Origin of the sequence: Geobacillus jurassicus NBRC 107829 (assembly GCF_001544315.1) — a bacterium.
In the GTDB taxonomy this organism is placed as follows: domain Bacteria; phylum Bacillota; class Bacilli; order Bacillales; family Anoxybacillaceae; genus Geobacillus; species Geobacillus jurassicus.
Window position 1 is genome coordinate 23,508 of sequence record NZ_BCQG01000003.1, and the last position, 19,155, is coordinate 42,662.

Genomic DNA, 19,155 nt, shown 5'->3' on the forward strand with positions numbered 1-19,155 from the left:
AGTGGTGCTCAACATGAATCGACGATTATGGATCACGTCGGTCATAGGCTTTGCCCTTTTTTTGCTTGTTTGGGCGGCGATGGCCAATGGGTTGACAAAGGCCATCGATCAAGGTGGGCTGCGGTTGTTTGATTCATGGCAATGGTTTGATCCGTTCACCTTCTTGGGCAATGGGAAAACAATCGGCGCGGTTAGCGTGATGTTGGTCATCTGTTTATGGTTTTTTCGGCGCGATGTGTATGGGATGGTGTTAGTAGCAGTGGCTGTTGGCGGGGGATATGGCATCAATGAGTGGCTAAAACATATCATTGGACGGGCTCGACCGCCTCATGCTGAAATCGGCGGGTTCAGTTTTCCAAGCGGCCATGCGATGATTGGGACGATTTACTTGTTGCTTTTGGCGTACTTTTTGGCGCAAACGCGCACGAAGCGCGGCGAGCGGGCCGCGATTTACGGCGTTTTTGGAGCGCTTGCACTGTTGACCGGCTTAAGCCGGTTAAGTCTGCAAGTGCATTATCCGTCTGATGTGCTCGGCGGGTTTTTGCTTGGGGGTGCCTACGTATCGGCCTGCCTTGCCCTTTACCGCACGCTCGTCGAGCGGCGCGAGCGTTTATAGTACGATTATAGTTAGAGAATAACAAAAAACGATTTTTGTCCCATTTTTGTCGGTTGTGAAGTGGATTTGCGGCTTTATGCTGGGCCTTGACGCTGTCGAAAGGAAGGAGAAAATCTCTTTTTCTATACTATCGTGTTTATCGGGATAGTGATACAATGGGAGAAAGGAGGTGAAACGATGGGACAAGCCGAACTAGTGCAAATGATGGCCGAACTGCTTGACCAAAAGCTGCATCCCGTCCATGTCCGGCTCGATCGAATCGAAGGAAATGTCCGAGCGCTTCAGGAAGGACAGGCGCGCCTGGAAGGAGAAGTGCAAGCGCTCAAGGAAGGGCAAGCGCGCCTCGAAGGAGAAGTGCAAGCGCTCAAGGAAGGACAGGCGCGCCTGGAAGGAGAAGTGCAAGCGCTCAAGGAAGGGCAAGCGCGCCTCGAAGGAGAAGTGCAAGCGCTCAAGGAAGGACAGGCGCGCCTCGAAGGAGAAGTGCAAGCGCTCAAGGAAGGACAGGCGCGCCTGGAAGGAGAAGTGCAAGCGCTCAAGGAAGGGCAAGCGCGCCTCGAAGGAGAAGTGCAAGCGCTCAAGGAAGGACAGGCGCGCCTCGAAGGAGAAGTGCAAGCGCTCAAGGAAGGGCAAGCGCGCCTCGAAGGAGAAGTGCAAGCGCTCAAGGAAGGACAGGCGCGCCTCGAAGATGAAGTGCAGCTGCTGCAGAAGGGACAAGTCCGCTTGGAGCAACGGCTTCATCGGGTTGAGGATGATGTGCGTACCTTAAAAGTGGATATGGAAGCAGTGAAAGGCGACGTTCAAACATTGAAAGCCGACATGGATGAAGTGAAAGGCGACGTTCAAACATTGAAAGCCGACATGGATGAAGTGAAAGGCGACGTTCAAACATTGAAAACCGATATGGACGCGGTCAAGGATGATGTTCAAACATTGAAAGAAGGACAGCAACGGCTTGAAGAAAAAGTGGACTACCTTGCTACAGAAATGCGGAGCCACTTCCGCCACATCGAAAACATGCTCCATAAGCATCAGGCTGCTCTTGATATGGCTTCGCGCGAATTCTCTTCCAAACAGACATCCATCGATTATTTGATGAAAAAAGTCGCAGAGCATGATATGGAAATTTTCCACTTAAAAAATTATCTCCAACCATAAGGTTCTTCACCGCAACAAAGAAGAAAGTCTAGAAGGCCGGGGCAACTAGGAAAACACGATTGAATACGCCGTGTTGTCGCTGGCCTTCTAGACAGCTTTTCAGCATATGTTAGAAAAGATAAAGTCACAAGGGGGAAGCGATATGGCGGCCCGTATCGTGAAAACGGGGTATGCGTTGGCGTTTTTGTGCATCATTGCCGGTATTGTTTATTTTTTTGCTGCCAACTGGCCTGAGATGGGGCGAGAGGCGAAAGTCGGGATCAGCATCGGCATGATGGCGGGGTTTTACGTCGCAAGCGCCGCGCTGACGGGCCGCCATCGTTTTTTAGGACGCTGGATGTTGGTCGGCGGGGTCTTGTCATTTGGCATCGCGTTGGCGTTGCTTGGACAAATTTACAATTCACATGCTGACAGTTATTGGCTATTTCTTGTCTGGCTTGTGCCGACTGCCGTGCTGGCGCGGCTGACAAAAGAACTGCCGCTGTCGGTTATCGCGCTTGGTTTGTTGCAACTTGCGTGCTGGTTTTATTATTTTCCATCCGCTTATCGGATTGAGTGGACGGAATGGTCGTCGTTTGGGTTGCTTTTATTGTTTGCGGCAGTAAACGGTGTGCTGTTTTTCGCCGGCCGCACGCCGTTGGTCGCCCACCTCGCTTATATAGCCATGCATGGCTGGCTGCTCGCGGTTGGGGTGACGGGGTTTTCGTATGGGCGCGACGTCTGGTGGCCGTACGTTTATGCGGTGCTGCTTGCCGGGCAGCTTTATTATTTTCTTGTCATTGCCAAACAGCGGTCGTATGTGTTGTTGACGAGTTTGTTTGCCGGGCTGTTTTTATTGATTCAGTATGTCCGTCTGCTTGCCGAGCATTTCGAGACATGGCTGCTTCTTATTGGGCTTATGGCAGCCGTTGCAGTGCTATACGGTGGAATTGTGCTATTGCGGCGGACTGGGCTGTTTTCAGCGGAGACGAAAGCCGGGAGGCGGTTTTTGGCGGCGTTTCAAGCCATTGTCACGCTTGCGGCATCGGCGTTGGCGACGGCGAGCCTACTCGGTTTGTATTTGCTTTGGGCGGAGTCATGGTCGCCGTATGTGCTCTTTTTCATCTCCATTTTTGGGTTTGTTGTTCCCGCCTCGCTTGGGTGGCGCTGGAATGCCGCGGTTCGCTATACGCTCCTTGCTGTTGGCTACGGGCTTGGGTTGACGATGGCGTGGGAGGTGTCTCGGGCGGCGCTGTTCATCTATGCCATCGGGCTTGCTATCGGGTTGGTCCGCTCGTCAGACAGTGGGGTGCGCCGGCTGACGACGGTGGCACTGACGCTATATTTGGGGATAGGGCTTGATTCGGTCGTGGATGACGGACGGATGGTGCTGCTTGCGCTGGCTTTCGTCAACGGTGGACTGTATGCATACGGCCGATGGAGCGGAGCGCCGCCTCTCACTCCGCTCGTTTTGGCGTTCGGCGCGCTTGGGATCGCGACAAGCGTTGATGTGTTTGCGGCTGATGGGCTGTACGTTGCTTTGAATATCGCCATGCTTGCCGCGCTTGCCTTCTTTCTTTTTCGTGGGCGGCGGCTGGAGCGTAAGGTCGCTTCGGTGTATTTCGTGCTTTATCTCGTGTTGAAATATTATGAGCTGGCGTGGAACTTGCTTCATAAATCGGTCAGTTTGTTGGCGGCGGGAGGCATGCTGCTCGCATGGATGGTCTGGCTGGAGAAACGAAATGGCCTTGCATGGACCGGTGGAGTGCGCTGGAGCCGGCGCGTTTCGCTGCTTGTGCTCGCTGTAGTTGCCGTCCAATTTTCGTTCTTAGGTTATACCGTGTGGCAAAAGGAACGTCTGTTGCGATATGGCGATGTCGTGAAACTCGAGCTTGAGCCGTTGGATCCACGCTCACTGTTGCAAGGAGATTACATTGAGCTTCGGTACGATATTTCCACGATTCCATCATTGGACGGCAACGGACGGGTGCAAGTTGGATTGCGAAAAGGAGTGGACGGGGTGCATCGTTTGGCCGGAGTATACGCGGTCAATGGAGAAAAAAGAGCAGGATACGCGCCGCAGCCGGGGGATGTGATCATCACTGGCACGTTTCACGGCCCGCAAGTGGTGTATGGCATTGAGTCGTATTTCGTCCCGGAAAAGACAGGGGAGAAATGGCGAGAGAGCGCCCGCTTTGCCTATGTGCGTGTCAGCGAAAACGGTGATGCACTGCTTGAGGCGATCAGCGCAAAATGAGCCGAACAAAGCGAAAAATTGGGCGCAGTTTGAACGGGCGCTTGAACATTTCCACATACCGCCGCAAAATTTTGTTTTTGCGGCGAAAGACGGGACGATTGCCTACAAAGCGAACGGAGAAATTCCGATCCGCAAAAAAAGGAAACTGATGTTGCGGCCAAAACAATTGACGGTGAAGTAAGATGGGGGGAGATCCTACTCCCCCGCATAACGTTCAAGCACACGGTCGACCGCTCTGCCGTATGTTTCACCGAACAAGTTCAAATGCACGAGCAAGTAAAACAGCTGGTAGAGCGGTTTCCGCTCATGATACCCCGGAGAGAGCGGCATGAGCTCGCGATAGCTCTCATAAAACCGGGATGGAAAACCGCCAAACAGCTCGGTGAAGGCGATCTCAAACTCATGATGGCCGTACAAAACGGACGGGTCGATCAAATACGGGATGCCGTCAGGACCAGGAAGCCAGTTGCCGCTCCATAAATCGCCATGCAACAGTGATGGGAAGCAGTCGTTCGGAAGCCAGCGGTCAAGATGATCGAGCAGCCATTCGAGGCTCTTGCGCCGCTTGGCGGGCAGGAGGCCTCTCTCCGTCGCCCGTTCGATTTGCGGCCTAAGGCGGGCGTCGCGGTAATAGTCGATCCAACGGCCGTACCAGCCGTTTCGCTGCGGCAGCGTTCCGATATATGTATCGCGGTCAAGCCCAAACGCCGGCCCGCAGCATTGATGGAGGCGGGCAAGGCCGCGGCCGAGCTGTTCGGCTGTTTGCGCCGTTTCTGTTCCTTCGACCCATTCCAAGACAAGCCACCCCCAGCCGTCCGCTTCCCCGAAGCCGAAGGCATGCGGAACACGGATGGCGTGCGCTTGCCGGATCAGCTCGAGGCCCATCTGCTCGGCAGCGAAAAATCCAACTGGCGGAAAACATTGCATTTTCACAAAGTACGTTTGCTTATCGCTTTGGACGCGATAGGCATCATTGATATCGCCGCCTGAGACGCGGCGCCAATGGCGGATGCGGGAATGATCGCCGATCGATCGGAGCGCCTCTTGCAATATCGTTTCTTTGTTCATCCGTTCACCTCCGTCAACTGCTCATTAAGCTCGTTCAGCACCTCGCCGATTTTTCGCTGGTGGATGATGGCGTCGGCGAGATCGTCCAGTTCGGTCGGCTCCCAATTGATGATCACGAGTTTTGCTCCGCTCCGTTTGGCGACAATCGGCAATTGATTGGCCGGGGACACCTGCAACGAAGAACCGAGCACAAGGAATAAGTCGGCGTGACGGGCCGCTTTCCATGCTTGGTCAATGGCTTTCTCCGGCAGCGGCTCGCCGAACAGCACGACCGACGGGCGTAGCGGGCCGCCGCACGCGCAGGTCAGCACGCCGCGCAAATAGATGCCGCTCGGCTCTTTCCGCCCGCATTGCTGGCAATGGACGGTGCGAAGCGAGCCGTGGAGTTCGATGACGCGCCGGCTGCCGGCTTCTTGGTGAAAGCCATCCACGTTTTGCGTTATGATCGTGTGGACGAGTCCGCGCCGCTCCCAATCGGCCAATAGGCGATGCCCGTCGTGCGGCTGACACTCCTGCAACGTGCGAATGCGATATTGGTAAAACTCAACGAACGATTCACGGCGATGATGCAACGCCTCGACTGTGGCGAGCTCGCTTGGGTTAAAGCGCGCCCACAGCCCGGTGCGCGGCGAGCGGAAGTCGGGCAGCCCGCTTTCGGTCGACATGCCAGCGCCGGTCAGCACGACCGTCCGGCGTGAAGCTGCTAGCCATGAAGCGATGGTCATGCTTTTTTCCTCCTTATGTTAATGTGCGTCCAATCCTTCTTGCGTTTCAGCAAAAGGATGAATCCAATGAGAAGTTCGACAATCATTTTGCTTTTCCTTTCCGTCCATTTCCATTATGATAAAAGAGGAGGAAAAAATGGACAAGGGGGTAAGAAACATGAGCAAAAAAGTGTTGATCATTACCGGCGATGCTGTTGAGGCGCTTGAAGTGTATTATCCGTATTATCGCTTGCTCGAAGAGGGACATGAAGTCACGATTGCCGCGCCGAAGAAAAAGAAACTGCACACGGTCGTTCATGATTTTGCCGACTGGGATACGTATGTGGAAAAGCAAGGCTATTTGATCGACGCTCATGCATCGTTTGCCGAGGTTGACCCGGCGCAATACGACGGATTGGTCATCCCAGGCGGGCGCGCGCCGGAATACATCCGCCTCGATGAGAACGTGCAGCGCATCGTCCGCCATTTCTTTGAAGCGAATAAGCCGATTGCCGCGATTTGCCACGCTTCACTTATTTTTGAAACGATGCCGGATGTGCTGAAAGGCCGGAGCTTGACGGCGTATATCGCCTGCAAGCCAGGGGTTGAGGCGCTCGGAGCGACGTATGTGTCCGACAACACGGTCCATGTTGACGGCAACCTTGTCTCCGCCCATGCGTGGCCGGATTTGCCGGCGTTTATGCGCGAGTTTCTCCGGTTGCTTCAATAGCCAAAAAGCGGTCTCCCTTTGGTTGAGGGGGACCGCTTTTGCATGCAACAGGGCTTTGGGCGCGGCGGGCGGCGCTGTTTTTTCATGGCCAAAGGTTCCCGCTTGTGATGGCGGGTTTTATTTTTGATTATGATGCCCGCCAAACGGCCCGGTCGTCATCCTGCGATATCCACTTGTTCCGCCTTTGCTTTCGGCATTTTCGTCGCCAAATAAACGCCGAATAAGACGACTGCACCACCGGCAAGCTGCGGGATAGACAGCGCACCGCCAAACAAAAACGTGATGATGGCGGTAAACACGGCAATCAAATTCAAATATACGCCGGCATGGCTCGGGCCAACTTTTTGCACCGAGATGTTCCAAAACAAAAAAGAGAGAACGGACGGAAACAGGAAAATATAGGCAACCCCGGCGAGCCCGGCTGCGCTTACGTGATCGGCCGGAAACGGATAAAAGAATGCGAACGGCCATAACAGCAGCAAGCTGAAAAAAACGGAGCACGTTGTCGCTGTAATCGGCGGAACGGGAAGCTTTTTGCCAATGATCGAATACAGCGCCCAGACGACGCCAGCCGCGAGCATCATCAAATCACCGCGGTTGTAATCGCTTTGGAAGACGTGCGCCACGTGCCCGTCTGTTAAAATAAAGAGCACACCGGCGAGCGACAATAAAAAGCCGACGATATTCGTTTTTGACAGCCGCTCGCGCAGCAATACATATGACAACACGACGATGATCGCCGGATTGAGCGAGTTGACGATCGCTGCGTTCATCGGTGACGTATAGGCGAGCGCGCCGTATAAAAGCAAGTTGTAGCCGATGACGCCAAGCGCTCCGGACGCAGCGAGCGGCAGCCAATATTGTTTGATGACATCCCGGTAGCGCGGCCGCTCGAGCCAGTACGATACGGGCACCAACACGATAAAAGCGGCGCACCAGCGAATCAACGTCAGCCAAAATGGGCCCGTTTCCGCAATGACCGACTTGCCGATGACGTAATTGCCGGCCCAAAACAAGTTGGCCAACACTAAAAGGAGTTTTTCTTTCATCTTCTTTCGCTCCCGTCTTGTGTTTTCCTGCTTTTTACTTTTACGCCGTTGCGCGTCCCATTTCCTTCTTTAGTTTTTTGTTGGCTTGTGTTTGACGTTTCTTTTTCGATGAGGCTATATAAGTTGCAATAAAGAATTTCCGATTTTTCGTTTCTGTTTTGACCCCCATACAATTCGACTATGCTATAACATTGCGAGTGATCGGCTGGATGTAAAACAAAATTTCAATTTATATAGTAAAGCCGTGTATTAGCGTTGATGCGGAAAGACAAATGACAAATTTACTGTGTATTCCAACTACATTTGGCCGTATTCCGTGTTTAGGGTTGTCTTTTTCCGGCTCATCGGATAACATTTGTACCGTAGGATCATTTATCATGAAAAATTAAGAAATATAGAAAAAAGGAAGGACGATCATTATGGCATTACCAGGCGGGGCAGCAATGAACATTACGATCCGTCTCCAATTTGAAAAAGATATCGTCTCGTTCAGCGATATCGCCACAGCCATTGGCAAAGCGGGCGGAGATATTGTTGGGATTGACGTCATTTCGTCAAGCAAAGTGCATACGGTGCGCGACATCACCGTCAGCGCGCTCGATACGAAGCAATGCGATTTGATCATTGAGGCGCTGAAAAAAATTCAAGGCGTCAAAATCATCAACGTTTCTGACCGCACGTTTTTGATGCACATTGGGGGAAAAATTGAAACGAACTCGAAAATTCCAGTGAAAACGCGCGATGACTTGTCGCGGGTGTATACGCCGGGCGTGGCGCGCGTCTGCACGGCGATTGCCGAAGATCCGCGCAAGGCGTATTCGCTGACGATTAAGCGGAATACAGTGGCGGTCGTATCGGACGGCACGGCGGTGCTCGGCCTCGGCGACATCGGCCCGTATGCAGCGATGCCTGTCATGGAAGGAAAAGCGATGCTGTTTAAGGAATTTGCCGGAGTGGATGCGTTCCCGATTTGCTTGAACACGAAAAATACGGAAGAGATCATTCAAATTGTGAAAGCGATTGCCCCAGCGTTCGGCGGCATTAACCTCGAAGACATTTCCGCTCCGCGCTGCTTTGAAATTGAAAAACGGCTGAAAGAAGAGCTTGACATACCGGTCTTTCATGATGACCAGCACGGCACTGCCGTTGTATTGCTTGCGGGGTTGCTCAACGCGTTGAAAATCGTTGACAAAAAGCTCGAGGACATTAAAGTCGTCTTAACCGGCATTGGCGCGGCCGGCATCGCTTGCACGAAAATTTTGCTCGCGGCCGGCGTGCGCAACATCATCGGGGTCGATCGCCATGGCGCCATCCACCGCGATGAAACGTACGAAAATCCGTACTGGCAAGAGTATGCGCAACTCACGAACCCGGATAATCTGAAAGGAAGCTTGTCGGACGTCATCGCCGGCGCAGATGTGTTCATCGGCGTTTCGGCTCCGGGCATTTTAAAAGTTGAGGACGTGAAAAAAATGGCGCGCGACCCGATCGTGTTTGCGATGGCCAACCCGATTCCGGAAATTGATCCGGAGCTGGCCGAGCCGTACGTGCGCGTCATGGCGACCGGGCGTTCTGATTATCCGAACCAAATCAACAACGTCCTTTGCTTCCCGGGCATTTTCCGTGGGGCGCTTGACTGCCGTGCGAGAGAAATTAACGAGGAAATGAAGCTCGCCGCCGCGAAGGCGATCGCCTCTGTCGTGACGGAGGATGAATTGAACGAAACGTACATCATCCCAAGCGTCTTCAACAGCAAAGTCGTCGAACGCGTCAGACAAGCGGTCATCGAGGCGGCCTACCGCACCGGCGTCGCCCGCAAAGACAACATCCCGGTCGGTGGGTATACAGGGTAGTCACACGTCCATACGGTTTGGCTGATGGACGGCTTTCTCCAAGTTGGGGAAGGCCGTTTCTGCATATCGCCGCTTCGCGCGAAGGAGATGGAAAAGCAACGGTTCGGGAGTTTTGACTATGATCGAACAATACTTTCGAAAAATAAACGAACGTCGAGAAGTATAAAGAACGAATTCCGTCATTGATCGGTGGACATCAACAATAATGGATCATGATAGAAGCTGGGGCTTAAAGCCGCCAGCTTTTTTTATAACAGATTTTTGATTGTCCTTGCTGTTTTGTAACATAGCTGTAACAATTGTTAAACGAAATAGTCCGAATCAATGGTTGTCAACCCTCTTTTAGCAAGAAAAATATAGATGGCAAGAATAGCAGAGGAAAAAAAGGAATGAAACGTGGTGAAAGGATGGGCGTTCCAATCGTTGCAGCTACAGCGATGAATGCCCATCTGGCAATGAAAACAAGCGCATGTTTTGCCGGCTGTTGCCAAGCAGAGCTTTTTTCCATTTTAGCCCAAAAATATTACAAAAAACCCGTGTTATAATGGGGACGCAGGCAAGGGAACAACGAAACCGTTCCTCTTCGAATCTCATCGTGTAGGCATGACTGACGGACGCAATATCTCTGAAACTTTCAAATAGAGGATACAAGGAGGAATTCCGATGAAGAAAAAAACGTTAGCAACGATCGCCGCTTCGGTCGCGCTCGTCGGCGTTTCATTTGCCGCGACAACGAAAACGGAAGCAGCAGGGACGACGTGCCCGACAGCGAACGCGTATCAAGTAAAATATGTAAGCACAAACATTCAAGATTTCGAGAAATGGTTGAAACAATACTTCCCGTTTGTTTCGTTCCAATCGGCAAAACCGGCAGTGCAGCAACCAGCGGCAAAACAACCGGCGGTAGCGAAACCGCAAGCCCCGGCAACGGTAAAACAGCCAGCGGCAAAACCAACCGCCAATGCGCAAGCACCGGCGAAAACGCCAGCGACGGCACCAACAGCAGCGTCGCAAAAAGCAACTGGCTTAAACGCCTATGAGCAACAAGTCGTTGAGCTGACGAACAAAGAACGGGCGAAATACGGCTTGCCGCCGCTTCAAGTTGACTTGGCCCTCAGCAAAGTCGCCCGTGAAAAATCGCGCGACATGGCGGTAAACAACTACTTCTCGCACAACAGCCCGACATATGGTTCTCCATTTGAGATGATGAAAAAATTCGGCATTTCGTACACAGCGGCTGGGGAAAATATCGCCAAAGGCCAACGCACACCGCAAGAAGTCGTCAATGCGTGGATGAACAGCGAAGGCCATCGCGCGAATATTTTGAACAAAAACTTTACGCACATCGGCGTTGGTTTTGAAGAAAATGGCTATATTTGGACGCAGCAATTTATTCGCAAGTAAGAGGCAAAATAGACGTAAGTCGTCCTGTCCATCAGCAAGATGGGCAGGTTTTTTTATTTGAAAAATATTTCTCCGATCCTCTATAAAAATATGATATAATTTCCAAAGAAATTCGAAAGACGAAAGATTAGGAGGACAGCGGATGCGAATACGTGATTGGGACCGCAACCTAAAAGTGCGCCTGTTTGGCGAGGCGCTCATGAATACGACCTTCTGGATGTTTTTTCCCTTTATGTCGATTTATTTTGCCGATGCCTTTGGCACAGAGACAGCGGGGCTGCTGATGATCGCTTCACAATTGTTTTCTGTCATTGCCAACTTGATGGGCGGCTATTGCGCCGATATGTTCGGACGCAAGCGGATGATGGTATTGTCCGCCTACGGTCAGGGGGCGGCGTTTTTCGTTTTCGCTTTGGCCAGCTCCCCATGGTGGTCGTCGCCGTTTGTCGGCTTTCTTTGCTTTACGTTCGCGGGCATTTGCGGGGCGTTTTATTGGCCGGCGAGCCAGGCGATGGTGGCGGATGTCGTGCCGGAACGAGATCGGAATCATGTTTTTGCCGTGTTTTACACATCCATCAATATTTCTGTTGTCATCGGACCGATTGTTGGCGGCCTTCTTTATGCTGAGCATCGGTTTGCCTTATTGCTTTTGGCCGCATGTTCGTGTTTTGTGATGGCAATGTTGCTGGCCAAACAGTTACGCGAAACCGCGCCGCTCGCTGAGGTGGGCAGGGGGGATAGCGGGACGACGTGGCGGTCTTTTTTGCGCACACAGCTCGAGCAATATATGGTCATTGTCCGTGATCGTGTCTTTTTCTTGTTTCTTGTTGCTGGGGTGTTGGTGGCGCAAACGTTTATGCAACTGGATTTGTTAATTCCATTGTATACAAAAGAAACAGTCGGAGCCGAAACGTTGGGGGGATGGACGGTTGACGGCACGAGTGCCTTTGGCTGGCTGATTGCCGAAAACGGTCTGTTGGTCGCGCTATGCACGGTGGCTGTGACGCGTTGGATGTCCCGCTATTCGGAGCAGCAGGCGTTTGTTGGTTCATCCGTCTTATACGGCATTTCGATGTGGCTGTTTAGCCAAACGTCCTCGCTGCTTGGATTGATGGCGGTTATGGCGCTGTTCACGTTGGCTGAGCTGATGACGGCCGGTTTGCAGCAGTCGTTTGTGACGAAACTGGCGCCGGAGGAGATGCGCGGCCAGTATTTTGCCGCCGCCAGCCTCCGCTTTACGATTGGGCGGATGTTGGCGCCGCTGTCGCTTGCGGCGGCGGCATGGATCGGCTATGCATGGACATTTGTTAGCCTTGGGATGTTGGCGCTGGCCAGTGCGGCATTGTATGCATGGATGTTCCGGCAAGCCGGGCGGCGAATAGAGCGATCGAACGTTTCGTTTTCACGGTAACGGGAGCAGTGCAAACGGCTATCCGTTTTTCGCTCAGGCGGGTATAATAAAAAGCGCACCGTTGTTCGTGTAACATATATTCCCTGTCTCTGACATAAAGTGGAACTAGACAGCGAGAAGGAGAGGGGAAGCGCTCATGAAACCGCGCGTGTTCGAACCGGATGCAATTGAGGGGGAAACGGGAAGCCGCGGCGGTCAGAACGGCGCCGCGGCGTTGGCGCGCAGCGAAAAGAGGCAGCAGGCGCGCGTTTTGTCTCGGGAAAAGAGGAGAAAAAAGCAATACCGTCTCATCGGCTGGCTGCTTGTCGCCATCGTCGTTCTGTGGGGAGCGGGTGCGCTTCTTTGGGGCGGATACGGGGCGTTGAAAACGGCAGCCAGCCGCGAAATCGCTATTATGCGTTTAAAAGATGCAATCGAAGACCGCGATGCTGCCGCCTTGCAGGCGATGCTGCGGGTGACGGGGGAGACAGTGCCGATCAACGCAAAAACGTTGGCGCCGTTGTTCGCGTATGTGGAACGGCACCCAGAGGCGTATGAACAGCTGGATCGGGAGTTTGCCCGCCAGCGCAAGAACGGCCACGTGTATATTAAAGGATTGACATCTCACCCGCCGGTGTTTACGATTCACGTGTTTGAGGACCGGTACGTGTTTGAGCCGACTCTCTATTTTCTCCATGTGCGTCTTGATGATCCGGAGGCGTCGTTTGTTGTTAACGGGGTAAAAACGGAAGGAGAAGCGACGAAAGATCCATTTGTCAAAAAAATCGGCCCGTATTTGTCGGGCGCATACAGTGTGACCGTCGTCCATCCAGACGAGAAAAAGAAAACGATCCGCGTTGAGCTGTTTGGCGGCGCCCGCGTCCATGAAGTGGATGTCACGAAATGAACGAATAGGCAAATGCCGCTTCCACGGCGGCGGTGATGACGACATCTTGCGTCTGCACAGGCGGCGCCCCTGAGGAAACACTAAGAACAGCTGGACCGTATGGGGCTGGTCGGACGGATGGCTGTTCTTTCAGTTCAATCGGTGTGTCGTAAAGCGGCAATCCGAGAGCGCGGGCGATGGCTAACGCTTTTTCTTTGGCGTTTTTCACTGCCAATGCCAACGCCTGTTGGTAATAGGCTTGTTCGTTTGCCAAGCGGAACTCTAAGCCGCGGGCGAGGTTCGCTCCGTGGGCAACGGCCGCCTCGTAAATAGCGCCGGCTTTTTTTGTGTCGCGGACGGTGACTTCCAGCCAATGCTCGACTTCATAGCCGGATAAAGTGGTCGTTCCGTCATGATGCTCGTATTTTGGCTGGATGGAAAACGATGTCGTTTCGAGGTCTTCCGGTGGAATGCCAAGCTCCTTGAGCGCTTCTATGACTGCATTGGTGCGTTTTGCATTGTCGGCGAGCGCCTCTTGAACGCGGACATGTTCGGTGCGCACGCCAAGCGCAATGAGGACGGTATCCGGTTTGGCGATGACTGTTCCTTGGCCGGTGACGATCAGCGCGGCGCGGGAAGCGGTAGGCGGTGCGGAGCGGTGCCATGGCTGCATCCCATTCCCTCCTTCCGCTATTAGGCGGCTTTTTTTTCATCGTCCGCCGCCCGCCAATAGTAGACGCGCGGCAGCCTGACATAGCACCAATATTCTTTCAATAGCGAGACCGCGACAAAGGAGACAAGCTGCCAATCGATCGCCTTCATCCCGACTTCTCCTTTCGGTGGTTCCGTTTACTATAGCCTATTCGAAACAGCCATTGTCCTATGCGCATCGTCCGTTTGACGATGAAACTTCCTTAGGTGTTTGTGCGTATGATGAGGTGGACATGTTATAATGGAAAAAAAGATGGAGAAAGGGATGGATGATGAAGCAGCTGCTTCGTACGATATGGCGTTGGTTTGTCTCATGGAACGCAGGGGTCATCGTGGCAATCGTTGTATTCATCGCTGCCGATTTTCGCTTTTGGCCGTCGATCTTATCCGGAATGGGGGCGATGTGGGGAGTGTCCGCCATCATGAAAAGACGGCACCATCGCCTGCCGGCTGATGCGTCGGCTGAGGAGCTCGCATACGTTCGCAGCCAGCTCGGCGAAGCGCGCGCGTTATGGAAGCGGCTGCGCCGAGCTCGCTATCGGCTTCGCTCGGTGGCGATGTGGCAGGCCATATCCCGGCTGAGCACGGTGGTTGACCGGATGATTCGAGCGATCGAGCAACAGCCGCATCGGCTTCGTTTGGCTCAGCCGTTTCTTTTAAACGAATGGCCGACGGCGGTCGAGATGGTGGAAAAATACGCTTATTTGTCGCAACAGCCGGTGCAAAGCGCTGACATGGCAAAAGCGCTGCGAGAGACGGAAAAGGTGCTTGGCGAACTGACTTCAGCGGCTGAACGGCAGCTGCTCGAAGTGTTATCGAATGACGTCTGGTCGCTGCAAACGGAAGCGAAACTGCTGAGACAGTCGCTTCAACAAGCGGACGGGCTTCGCCTTCCGCTGTCAAAGAAAGGAGAATGACGATGGACGGACGGAATTACGAGAAAGACTCGGCGGATTGGCTGCAAGAGCTGGAACGGACAAGCACGCTCGATGAGCTGCTCGCCCAACCGTTTTCGTCGCCGGCCGAACCGCGGCGAAAGGAGGACGAAACGCCGGCGAGCGCACTTGATGCGTTGAAGCCTGAGCATCGGGAAAAAGCGCTTGCGCTTGCCAAACAAATCGACCCGGCCAACCATCAGGCCGTCTTGCAATACGGTGTGGCGGCGCAAACCGAGCTGTCGAAGTTTTCCCATGCGATTTTGCATCATGTGCAAACGAAAGACGCCGGTCCGGTCGGCGAAGTGATCAGTGAACTGATGACCAAAATCAAAGAAGTCAATCCCGATGACTTGATGCCGGCGAAAAAAGGGTGGCTGTCCCGCCTGTTCGGCGCGGTAGCCAAGCCGCTGCAGGAGATGGCGGCGAAATACCAAAAAATCGGCGTTGAAATTGATAAAATCGCCGACCGATTGGAGAAGCACCGGCATTTGCTGCTTCGCGACATTATGATGCTCGAGACGCTTTATGAAAAAAACAAAAACTATTTTGAAGCGCTCAATATTTATATTGCGGCGGCAGAATACAAACTTGAAGAGCTGCGAACGAAAATCATTCCGGAAAAACAGGCGGCCGCCGAGCGCTCCGGCGACCAAATGGCTTGGCAGGAAGTGCAAGATTTGCGGCAGTTTGCCGAGCGGCTTGAGAAGCGGGTGCATGACCTAAAGCTCAGCCGGCAAGTGACGATTCAAACGGCGCCGCAAATCCGCATGATTCAGCATATGAACGAAACGCTTGTCGAGCGCATTCAATCGTCGATTTTGCATGCGATTCCGCTTTGGAAAAACCAAGTCGTGATCGCTTTGACGCTGTTTCGCCAACAAAAGGCGGCTGCGGCGCAAAAGCAGGTCGCCGAGACGACGAATGAGCTGCTATTACGCAATTCGGAAATGTTAAAAACAAACAGCATTGAAATCGCCAAGGAGAACGAGCGCGGTTTGATCGATATTGAAACGTTGAAGCGAACGCAAGAAAATTTGATCGCTACGCTTGAAGAAACGTTGAAAATCCAAGCGGAAGGCCGCATGAAACGGCAGCAGGCCGAACGTGAGCTGGCGGCGATGGAAGCGGAACTGAAACAGACGCTGCTCGCGCTGAAGCGGTCGGAACCATAAGGATGGACAAGAGATCGTCCCGTTTCGGCTTACGGCCAAGCGGTCGATGGATCTGTCCATATAGTTGTGAAAGAAAGCGAAGAACAGGTGTCTTGTGAACGAGAAGACACCCGTTTTTTTCACTTGCCATCCGTTTGGTTTTGAACGGGAGGAGGGCGGACTGTCAACTGAAGCGGCCGGCATCCCGGCTGTGCAGCCGCCATTTTCTTTATAGAATAGGGGGATGAGGAGGCTCTTGACCGTACCGACCATTTTCTTGTTCCGCTGGTTCACGATCTTTGTCATCCGGACGGGCGGCGCGGACGTCAAACTCTTCCGCCGCCTCCGTTTGCCATTGGCGGCCGATGAGCGGGACGCCTTCCTCGCCGTGCTGGACGATGACAAATCGCAGCACATAAGCGTGAAGCAGCGATTCCCCCAACGCCGCAAGCAGGGCGGAGAAAAACGCTGCGTTTAACATGGCGGCGCCGGCGATGTCATAAAACGCGCCGATGCCGATCCATACCGCTACAAACACAAGCCCAAAATCGGCGATCGTCGCTGAGACGTTGCCAAGGCGAGGCAGAACGTACAAGTCGCCGAGCGCATAGGCGACGAGCGTCAGCCAAAGGCTGAACCATAGTATTTCCGCAGACGAAATACGCAAAAACAGCGGCAAAATGGCAAACATCACCGTAGCAGTCAGCAAATATTTCAGTACTAACGCAAGCAAATGTCTCATTGGGCATCGCCGCCTTTATTCTGCTGGATAGTTTGGGCCTTCCAATTTTTTATCGCCGTATCCTGTCTGTTTTTCCATATCTTTGTCCGGCTGTTGTTTTTTTCGTTGCTGTTCCACGCTGTCGTTTTGCTTTGGCTGTCTCATTGGCCATCATCCTCTCTTTCCATTGTTTATCGTTAGTTTGCCGCGTTTGCCCCTATGTATGCATGCGTCACCCATAAACTTCCTCTTTTGATTTTTCGCTCTTGTTCCACACTAATCATCAAACGGCATACACAAGGAGGAATGATGGATGACAGAAAAGAAACAGCCGCTTGAGATCACCGGCCGGCAATACGATCCGTCGGATTACGAGTCGGATTCGTTTCTCGGTGCGGCGCTCTCCGAGACGCACGAACAAGTGAGCGATGTATACGCAGAAGGAACGATCGAGGCAGCAGTCGATCATGAAAATGGCTCAGGCATTCCCCTTTCTCCGTCGGAGTAAGAAACGTCAAGGAGCTGTTCCTTGGCGTTTTTGTTTATGTTTGTGAAACGGGAGGGGAAAAAGGAAAGAAAAACAGTTCGTACTTTCCGCCATCGTCGTCTATACTAGTAGTGCGCACGGCGATTCACCGATACAAGGGGGATGATCATCGTGAGATGGCAGCGGGCTTTATTGGCGTTGCTCAAAGAGCGGAAAGATCATTCAATCGCGCTGGCGATCGACACATCAAACCGTCCGGAGCGGCCAATGCTCATTCAAAACATCGTGAAGCTGTTTGAAAAACTGCGCCCGGACACGCTGCTCGTCCAAGCGGATTTTAAAATTCGCGATGTATCTCCGGTTGGCGTGGCGACGATTCAATATTTCAAGCATGGGAAATCGTCGTACACCGAAGTGCTGGAATGGGCCGCTGCGCAAAAAATCGATACGTTGTTTTACATCACCGATGTAACCGGCTATTTTTACGAAGAGCTGCAAGTCGACTATGAAGTGTTTTGGCTTGTGCCGGACGATTATATGCCGCGCGTGCCGTTTGGCAAGCCTATTCGCGTTGCGTAACACCGTGAGGAATGCCCTTCGTGATGAGGGGCATTCTCCTTTTGTAAGGAAATTTAACAAAGTTTTTTCTTTAGTAACCGTTTACAATAGAAAATAGACGTTGCTCTCGGTGATTTTATGTTATATATTATGACATATAAAAGAGATAATAAATGACAAAGAGGGGGAGACGTAAATGGATGAAAAAACGTTGACGCTTGGGCTCGATGCTCTCTGGGTGATGCTCAGCGCGGTGCTTGTCATCGGCATGCAAGCAGGATTTGCTTTGCTTGAGGCCGGATCAACGCGCATGAAAAACTCCGGGCATGTGGCGGGGAAACAAATTTTAAGCTTTGCCATCGCCTCATTGGCGTTTTGGGCGTTCGGCTTTGCCATTACGTTTGGGGCAGGAAACAGCTTCATCGGGACAGAAGGATGGTTTTTAAAAGAAGGAAAAGGGACGTTTGACTCATTGTCGTGGGCGAATGTACCGCTGACCCTCAAATTTTTATTCCAGCTCGGCTTTGCCGGCGTGTCGTTGGCCATTGCTTGGGGCGGCTTCGCCGAGCGGGCGAAACTGTCTGTCTACTTTCTTTTCGGAACGATTTTTACGATCGCCATTTACCCGGTGATCGGCCATTGGGTGTGGGGCGGCGGCTGGCTCGGGCAAATGGGAATGCAAGATTTCGCCGGTTCGACCGTCGTTCATTTGCAAGGTGCGATTGCGGCGCTTGTGGCTACGATTTTGCTTGGGCCGCGCATCGGCAAGTTCAACAAAGACAAGACGCCAAACGTCATTCCTGGGCATAACCAAGTATATACGGTCATTGGCGGATTGATTTTATGGATCGGCTGGTTCGGTTTTAACGCTGGCAGCACGATGGCGGTTGGCGACGGGTTTTTTGGCTATGTCGCGCTGACGACGAATTTGGCCGCCGCGGCAGGGGCGATCGCTGCGATTGTGACGGCGAAAATTTTGGTCGGCAAAGCGGACATTCCGGCGATGGTGAACGGTGTGCTCGCGGCTTTGGTTGCCATTACCGCGGCGTGCGCTTTCGTCGAACCGTGGGCGGCGGTTGTGATCGGCGCAGTGGCCGGGTCATTTACGTTCTGGACGTCCATCTATCTCGAACGCAAAGGGATTGACGATCCGATTTACGCCTTTTCCGTCCATGGGATTGCCGGCATCATCGGCACGATTTCAACCGGGTTTTTCGCTTCGCCGCGATTAGTTGAGATCACGGGCATCGGCAAAGCCGGGCTGTTCTACGGCGGCGGCTTTGACCAGCTGATTGTGCAAACGGTCGGGGTGCTCGGCGCTGCGGTGTATGTCGCTGCCGTTTCGTTTATCATCTTATATGCCATGAAGAAAACGATTGGGCTGCGTGTGACGGCGGAACAAGAAATTTCGGGTCTTGATATTAGCGAGCACGGCTCTTACGGCTATCCGGAGCAGCTCGATCCCGCGTATCAGCCGAAGACAGCCGCCCAGCAATAG

Annotated in this window: 21 protein-coding genes and 1 pseudogene; 15 read left to right on the forward strand and 7 right to left on the reverse strand. The window is 53.0% G+C overall.

The window, feature by feature from the left end; genetic code table 11:
* Positions 1-13 precede the first annotated feature (13 nt).
* The 4 genes and pseudogenes from GJ1_RS01340 to GJ1_RS01355 form a co-directional block, all read left to right on the forward strand.
* Positions 14-616, forward strand: coding sequence for a phosphatase PAP2 family protein (locus GJ1_RS01340; protein ID WP_167346071.1), 603 nt, complete (start codon positions 14-16; stop codon positions 614-616).
* Positions 617-793: 177 nt separating this feature from the next.
* On the forward strand, positions 794-1,771 hold the full coding sequence (locus GJ1_RS01345) for a coiled-coil domain-containing protein (RefSeq protein WP_066227448.1): 978 nt from the start codon (positions 794-796) through the stop codon (positions 1,769-1,771).
* A gap of 142 nt (positions 1,772-1,913) precedes the next feature.
* Positions 1,914-4,007: a GDYXXLXY domain-containing protein gene (locus GJ1_RS01350; protein ID WP_066227451.1), complete on the forward strand. Its 2,094-nt coding sequence runs from the start codon at positions 1,914-1,916 to the stop codon at positions 4,005-4,007.
* Positions 4,008-4,011: 4 nt separating this feature from the next.
* A pseudogene (locus GJ1_RS01355) lies at positions 4,012-4,146 on the forward strand (penicillin acylase family protein); the annotation flags it as partial.
* 56 nt (positions 4,147-4,202) lie between these two features.
* Here GJ1_RS01355 and GJ1_RS01360 read toward each other — a convergent pair.
* Positions 4,203-5,075, reverse strand: a complete 873-nt coding sequence (locus tag GJ1_RS01360) for a fructosamine kinase family protein (protein WP_066227458.1) — start codon at positions 5,073-5,075, stop codon at positions 4,203-4,205.
* Positions 5,072-5,800, reverse strand: coding sequence for an NAD-dependent deacylase (locus tag GJ1_RS01365; protein WP_066227460.1), 729 nt, complete (start codon positions 5,798-5,800; stop codon positions 5,072-5,074). The genes GJ1_RS01360 and GJ1_RS01365 overlap by 4 nt, the downstream gene beginning before the upstream one ends.
* A gap of 157 nt (positions 5,801-5,957) precedes the next feature.
* On the opposite strand from GJ1_RS01365, the gene GJ1_RS01370 reads away from it, so the two are divergent.
* Positions 5,958-6,509 carry a DJ-1/PfpI family protein gene (locus tag GJ1_RS01370; protein ID WP_066227462.1) on the forward strand — a complete coding sequence of 184 codons (552 nt, stop codon included), beginning with the start codon at positions 5,958-5,960 and terminating at the stop codon, positions 6,507-6,509.
* Between the two features lie 155 nt (positions 6,510-6,664).
* On the opposite strand, the gene GJ1_RS01375 is transcribed toward GJ1_RS01370, so the two are convergent.
* Complete coding sequence (locus tag GJ1_RS01375; RefSeq protein ID WP_066227463.1) at positions 6,665-7,558, reverse strand: DMT family transporter; 894 nt, start codon at positions 7,556-7,558, stop codon at positions 6,665-6,667.
* Between the two features lie 419 nt (positions 7,559-7,977).
* On the opposite strand from GJ1_RS01375, the gene GJ1_RS01380 reads away from it, so the two are divergent.
* The 5 genes from GJ1_RS01380 to GJ1_RS01395 all read left to right on the forward strand — a co-directional run bounded on the left by GJ1_RS01380 (position 7,978) and on the right by GJ1_RS01395 (position 13,112).
* The gene (locus tag GJ1_RS01380; protein WP_066227466.1) at positions 7,978-9,411 is read left to right on the forward strand and encodes an NAD-dependent malic enzyme; all 1,434 of its coding nucleotides are present in this window, start codon (positions 7,978-7,980) and stop codon (positions 9,409-9,411) included.
* A gap of 389 nt (positions 9,412-9,800) precedes the next feature.
* A complete protein-coding gene (locus GJ1_RS18225; protein WP_157068341.1) occupies positions 9,801-9,956 on the forward strand; it encodes a hypothetical protein in 156 nt (51 codons plus the stop codon).
* Between the two features lie 118 nt (positions 9,957-10,074).
* Complete coding sequence (locus GJ1_RS01385; protein WP_066227468.1) at positions 10,075-10,815, forward strand: CAP domain-containing protein; 741 nt, start codon at positions 10,075-10,077, stop codon at positions 10,813-10,815.
* A 142-nt stretch (positions 10,816-10,957) separates the two neighbouring features.
* A complete protein-coding gene (locus GJ1_RS01390) occupies positions 10,958-12,226 on the forward strand; it encodes an MDR family MFS transporter (protein WP_066227472.1) in 1,269 nt (422 codons plus the stop codon).
* A 136-nt stretch (positions 12,227-12,362) separates the two neighbouring features.
* Positions 12,363-13,112 (forward strand): zinc ribbon domain-containing protein, encoded by a 750-nt coding sequence (locus GJ1_RS01395; RefSeq protein ID WP_066227478.1) that lies wholly within the window; start codon positions 12,363-12,365, stop codon positions 13,110-13,112.
* On the opposite strand, the gene GJ1_RS01400 is transcribed toward GJ1_RS01395, so the two are convergent.
* Positions 13,102-13,764 (reverse strand): SIMPL domain-containing protein, encoded by a 663-nt coding sequence (locus tag GJ1_RS01400; RefSeq protein ID WP_066227481.1) that lies wholly within the window; start codon positions 13,762-13,764, stop codon positions 13,102-13,104. The two genes, GJ1_RS01395 and GJ1_RS01400, sit on opposite strands and share 11 nt — an antisense overlap.
* Positions 13,765-13,784: 20 nt before the next feature.
* The gene (locus GJ1_RS19195) at positions 13,785-13,913 is read right to left on the reverse strand and encodes a hypothetical protein (protein ID WP_281176887.1); all 129 of its coding nucleotides are present in this window, start codon (positions 13,911-13,913) and stop codon (positions 13,785-13,787) included.
* 161 nt (positions 13,914-14,074) lie between these two features.
* Between GJ1_RS19195 and GJ1_RS01405 the strand changes: the two genes are divergently transcribed.
* Together GJ1_RS01405 and GJ1_RS01410 are read left to right on the forward strand one after the other, a co-directional pair.
* Positions 14,075-14,719, forward strand: coding sequence for a 5-bromo-4-chloroindolyl phosphate hydrolysis family protein (locus tag GJ1_RS01405; RefSeq protein WP_066227620.1), 645 nt, complete (start codon positions 14,075-14,077; stop codon positions 14,717-14,719).
* Positions 14,716-15,912 carry a toxic anion resistance protein gene (locus tag GJ1_RS01410; RefSeq protein WP_066227483.1) on the forward strand — a complete coding sequence of 399 codons (1,197 nt, stop codon included), beginning with the start codon at positions 14,716-14,718 and terminating at the stop codon, positions 15,910-15,912. The genes GJ1_RS01405 and GJ1_RS01410 overlap by 4 nt, the downstream gene beginning before the upstream one ends.
* 208 nt (positions 15,913-16,120) lie before the next feature.
* Here GJ1_RS01410 and GJ1_RS01415 read toward each other — a convergent pair whose 3' ends face one another.
* Entirely contained in the window at positions 16,121-16,633 is a 513-nt protein-coding gene (locus GJ1_RS01415) for a YndM family protein (protein ID WP_066227485.1), read from the reverse strand.
* Positions 16,634-16,648: 15 nt separating this feature from the next.
* Positions 16,649-16,777: a hypothetical protein gene (locus tag GJ1_RS19200; RefSeq protein WP_269430072.1), complete on the reverse strand. Its 129-nt coding sequence runs from the start codon at positions 16,775-16,777 to the stop codon at positions 16,649-16,651.
* 148 nt (positions 16,778-16,925) lie between these two features.
* Between GJ1_RS19200 and GJ1_RS01420 the strand changes: the two genes are divergently transcribed.
* The 3 genes from GJ1_RS01420 to GJ1_RS01430 all read left to right on the forward strand — a co-directional run bounded on the left by GJ1_RS01420 (position 16,926) and on the right by GJ1_RS01430 (position 19,155).
* Positions 16,926-17,120 carry a YozQ family protein gene (locus GJ1_RS01420; RefSeq protein WP_044731190.1) on the forward strand — a complete coding sequence of 65 codons (195 nt, stop codon included), beginning with the start codon at positions 16,926-16,928 and terminating at the stop codon, positions 17,118-17,120.
* Between the two features lie 150 nt (positions 17,121-17,270).
* Positions 17,271-17,678, forward strand: coding sequence for a VWA-like domain-containing protein (locus GJ1_RS01425; protein WP_013145581.1), 408 nt, complete (start codon positions 17,271-17,273; stop codon positions 17,676-17,678).
* Between the two features lie 175 nt (positions 17,679-17,853).
* Positions 17,854-19,155, forward strand: coding sequence for an ammonium transporter (locus GJ1_RS01430; RefSeq protein WP_066227488.1), 1,302 nt, complete (start codon positions 17,854-17,856; stop codon positions 19,153-19,155).

Bases quoted from the DNA above. Each gene is read 5' to 3' on its own strand.
- GJ1_RS19195 (WP_281176887.1), bottom strand. From the start codon at position 13,913: ATGAAGGCGATCGATTGGCAGCTTGTCTCCTTTGTCGCGGTCTCGCTA.
- GJ1_RS01345 (WP_066227448.1), top strand. From the start codon at position 794: ATGGGACAAGCCGAACTAGTGCAAATGATGGCCGAACTGCTTGACCAA.
- GJ1_RS01365 (WP_066227460.1), bottom strand. From the start codon at position 5,800: ATGACCATCGCTTCATGGCTAGCAGCTTCACGCCGGACGGTCGTGCTG.
- GJ1_RS01380 (WP_066227466.1), top strand. From the start codon at position 7,978: ATGGCATTACCAGGCGGGGCAGCAATGAACATTACGATCCGTCTCCAA.
- GJ1_RS01395 (WP_066227478.1), top strand. From the start codon at position 12,363: ATGAAACCGCGCGTGTTCGAACCGGATGCAATTGAGGGGGAAACGGGA.
- GJ1_RS01420 (WP_044731190.1), top strand. From the start codon at position 16,926: ATGACAGAAAAGAAACAGCCGCTTGAGATCACCGGCCGGCAATACGAT.
- GJ1_RS01400 (WP_066227481.1), bottom strand. From the start codon at position 13,764: ATGCAGCCATGGCACCGCTCCGCACCGCCTACCGCTTCCCGCGCCGCG.
- GJ1_RS01405 (WP_066227620.1), top strand. From the start codon at position 14,075: ATGAAGCAGCTGCTTCGTACGATATGGCGTTGGTTTGTCTCATGGAAC.
- GJ1_RS01410 (WP_066227483.1), top strand. From the start codon at position 14,716: ATGACGATGGACGGACGGAATTACGAGAAAGACTCGGCGGATTGGCTG.
- GJ1_RS01360 (WP_066227458.1), bottom strand. From the start codon at position 5,075: ATGAACAAAGAAACGATATTGCAAGAGGCGCTCCGATCGATCGGCGAT.
- GJ1_RS18225 (WP_157068341.1), top strand. From the start codon at position 9,801: ATGAAACGTGGTGAAAGGATGGGCGTTCCAATCGTTGCAGCTACAGCG.
- GJ1_RS01390 (WP_066227472.1), top strand. From the start codon at position 10,958: ATGCGAATACGTGATTGGGACCGCAACCTAAAAGTGCGCCTGTTTGGC.
- GJ1_RS19200 (WP_269430072.1), bottom strand. From the start codon at position 16,777: ATGAGACAGCCAAAGCAAAACGACAGCGTGGAACAGCAACGAAAAAAA.
- GJ1_RS01340 (WP_167346071.1), top strand. From the start codon at position 14: ATGAATCGACGATTATGGATCACGTCGGTCATAGGCTTTGCCCTTTTT.
- GJ1_RS01370 (WP_066227462.1), top strand. From the start codon at position 5,958: ATGAGCAAAAAAGTGTTGATCATTACCGGCGATGCTGTTGAGGCGCTT.
- GJ1_RS01415 (WP_066227485.1), bottom strand. From the start codon at position 16,633: ATGAGACATTTGCTTGCGTTAGTACTGAAATATTTGCTGACTGCTACG.
- GJ1_RS01430 (WP_066227488.1), top strand. From the start codon at position 17,854: ATGGATGAAAAAACGTTGACGCTTGGGCTCGATGCTCTCTGGGTGATG.
- GJ1_RS01385 (WP_066227468.1), top strand. From the start codon at position 10,075: ATGAAGAAAAAAACGTTAGCAACGATCGCCGCTTCGGTCGCGCTCGTC.
- GJ1_RS01375 (WP_066227463.1), bottom strand. From the start codon at position 7,558: ATGAAAGAAAAACTCCTTTTAGTGTTGGCCAACTTGTTTTGGGCCGGC.
- GJ1_RS01350 (WP_066227451.1), top strand. From the start codon at position 1,914: ATGGCGGCCCGTATCGTGAAAACGGGGTATGCGTTGGCGTTTTTGTGC.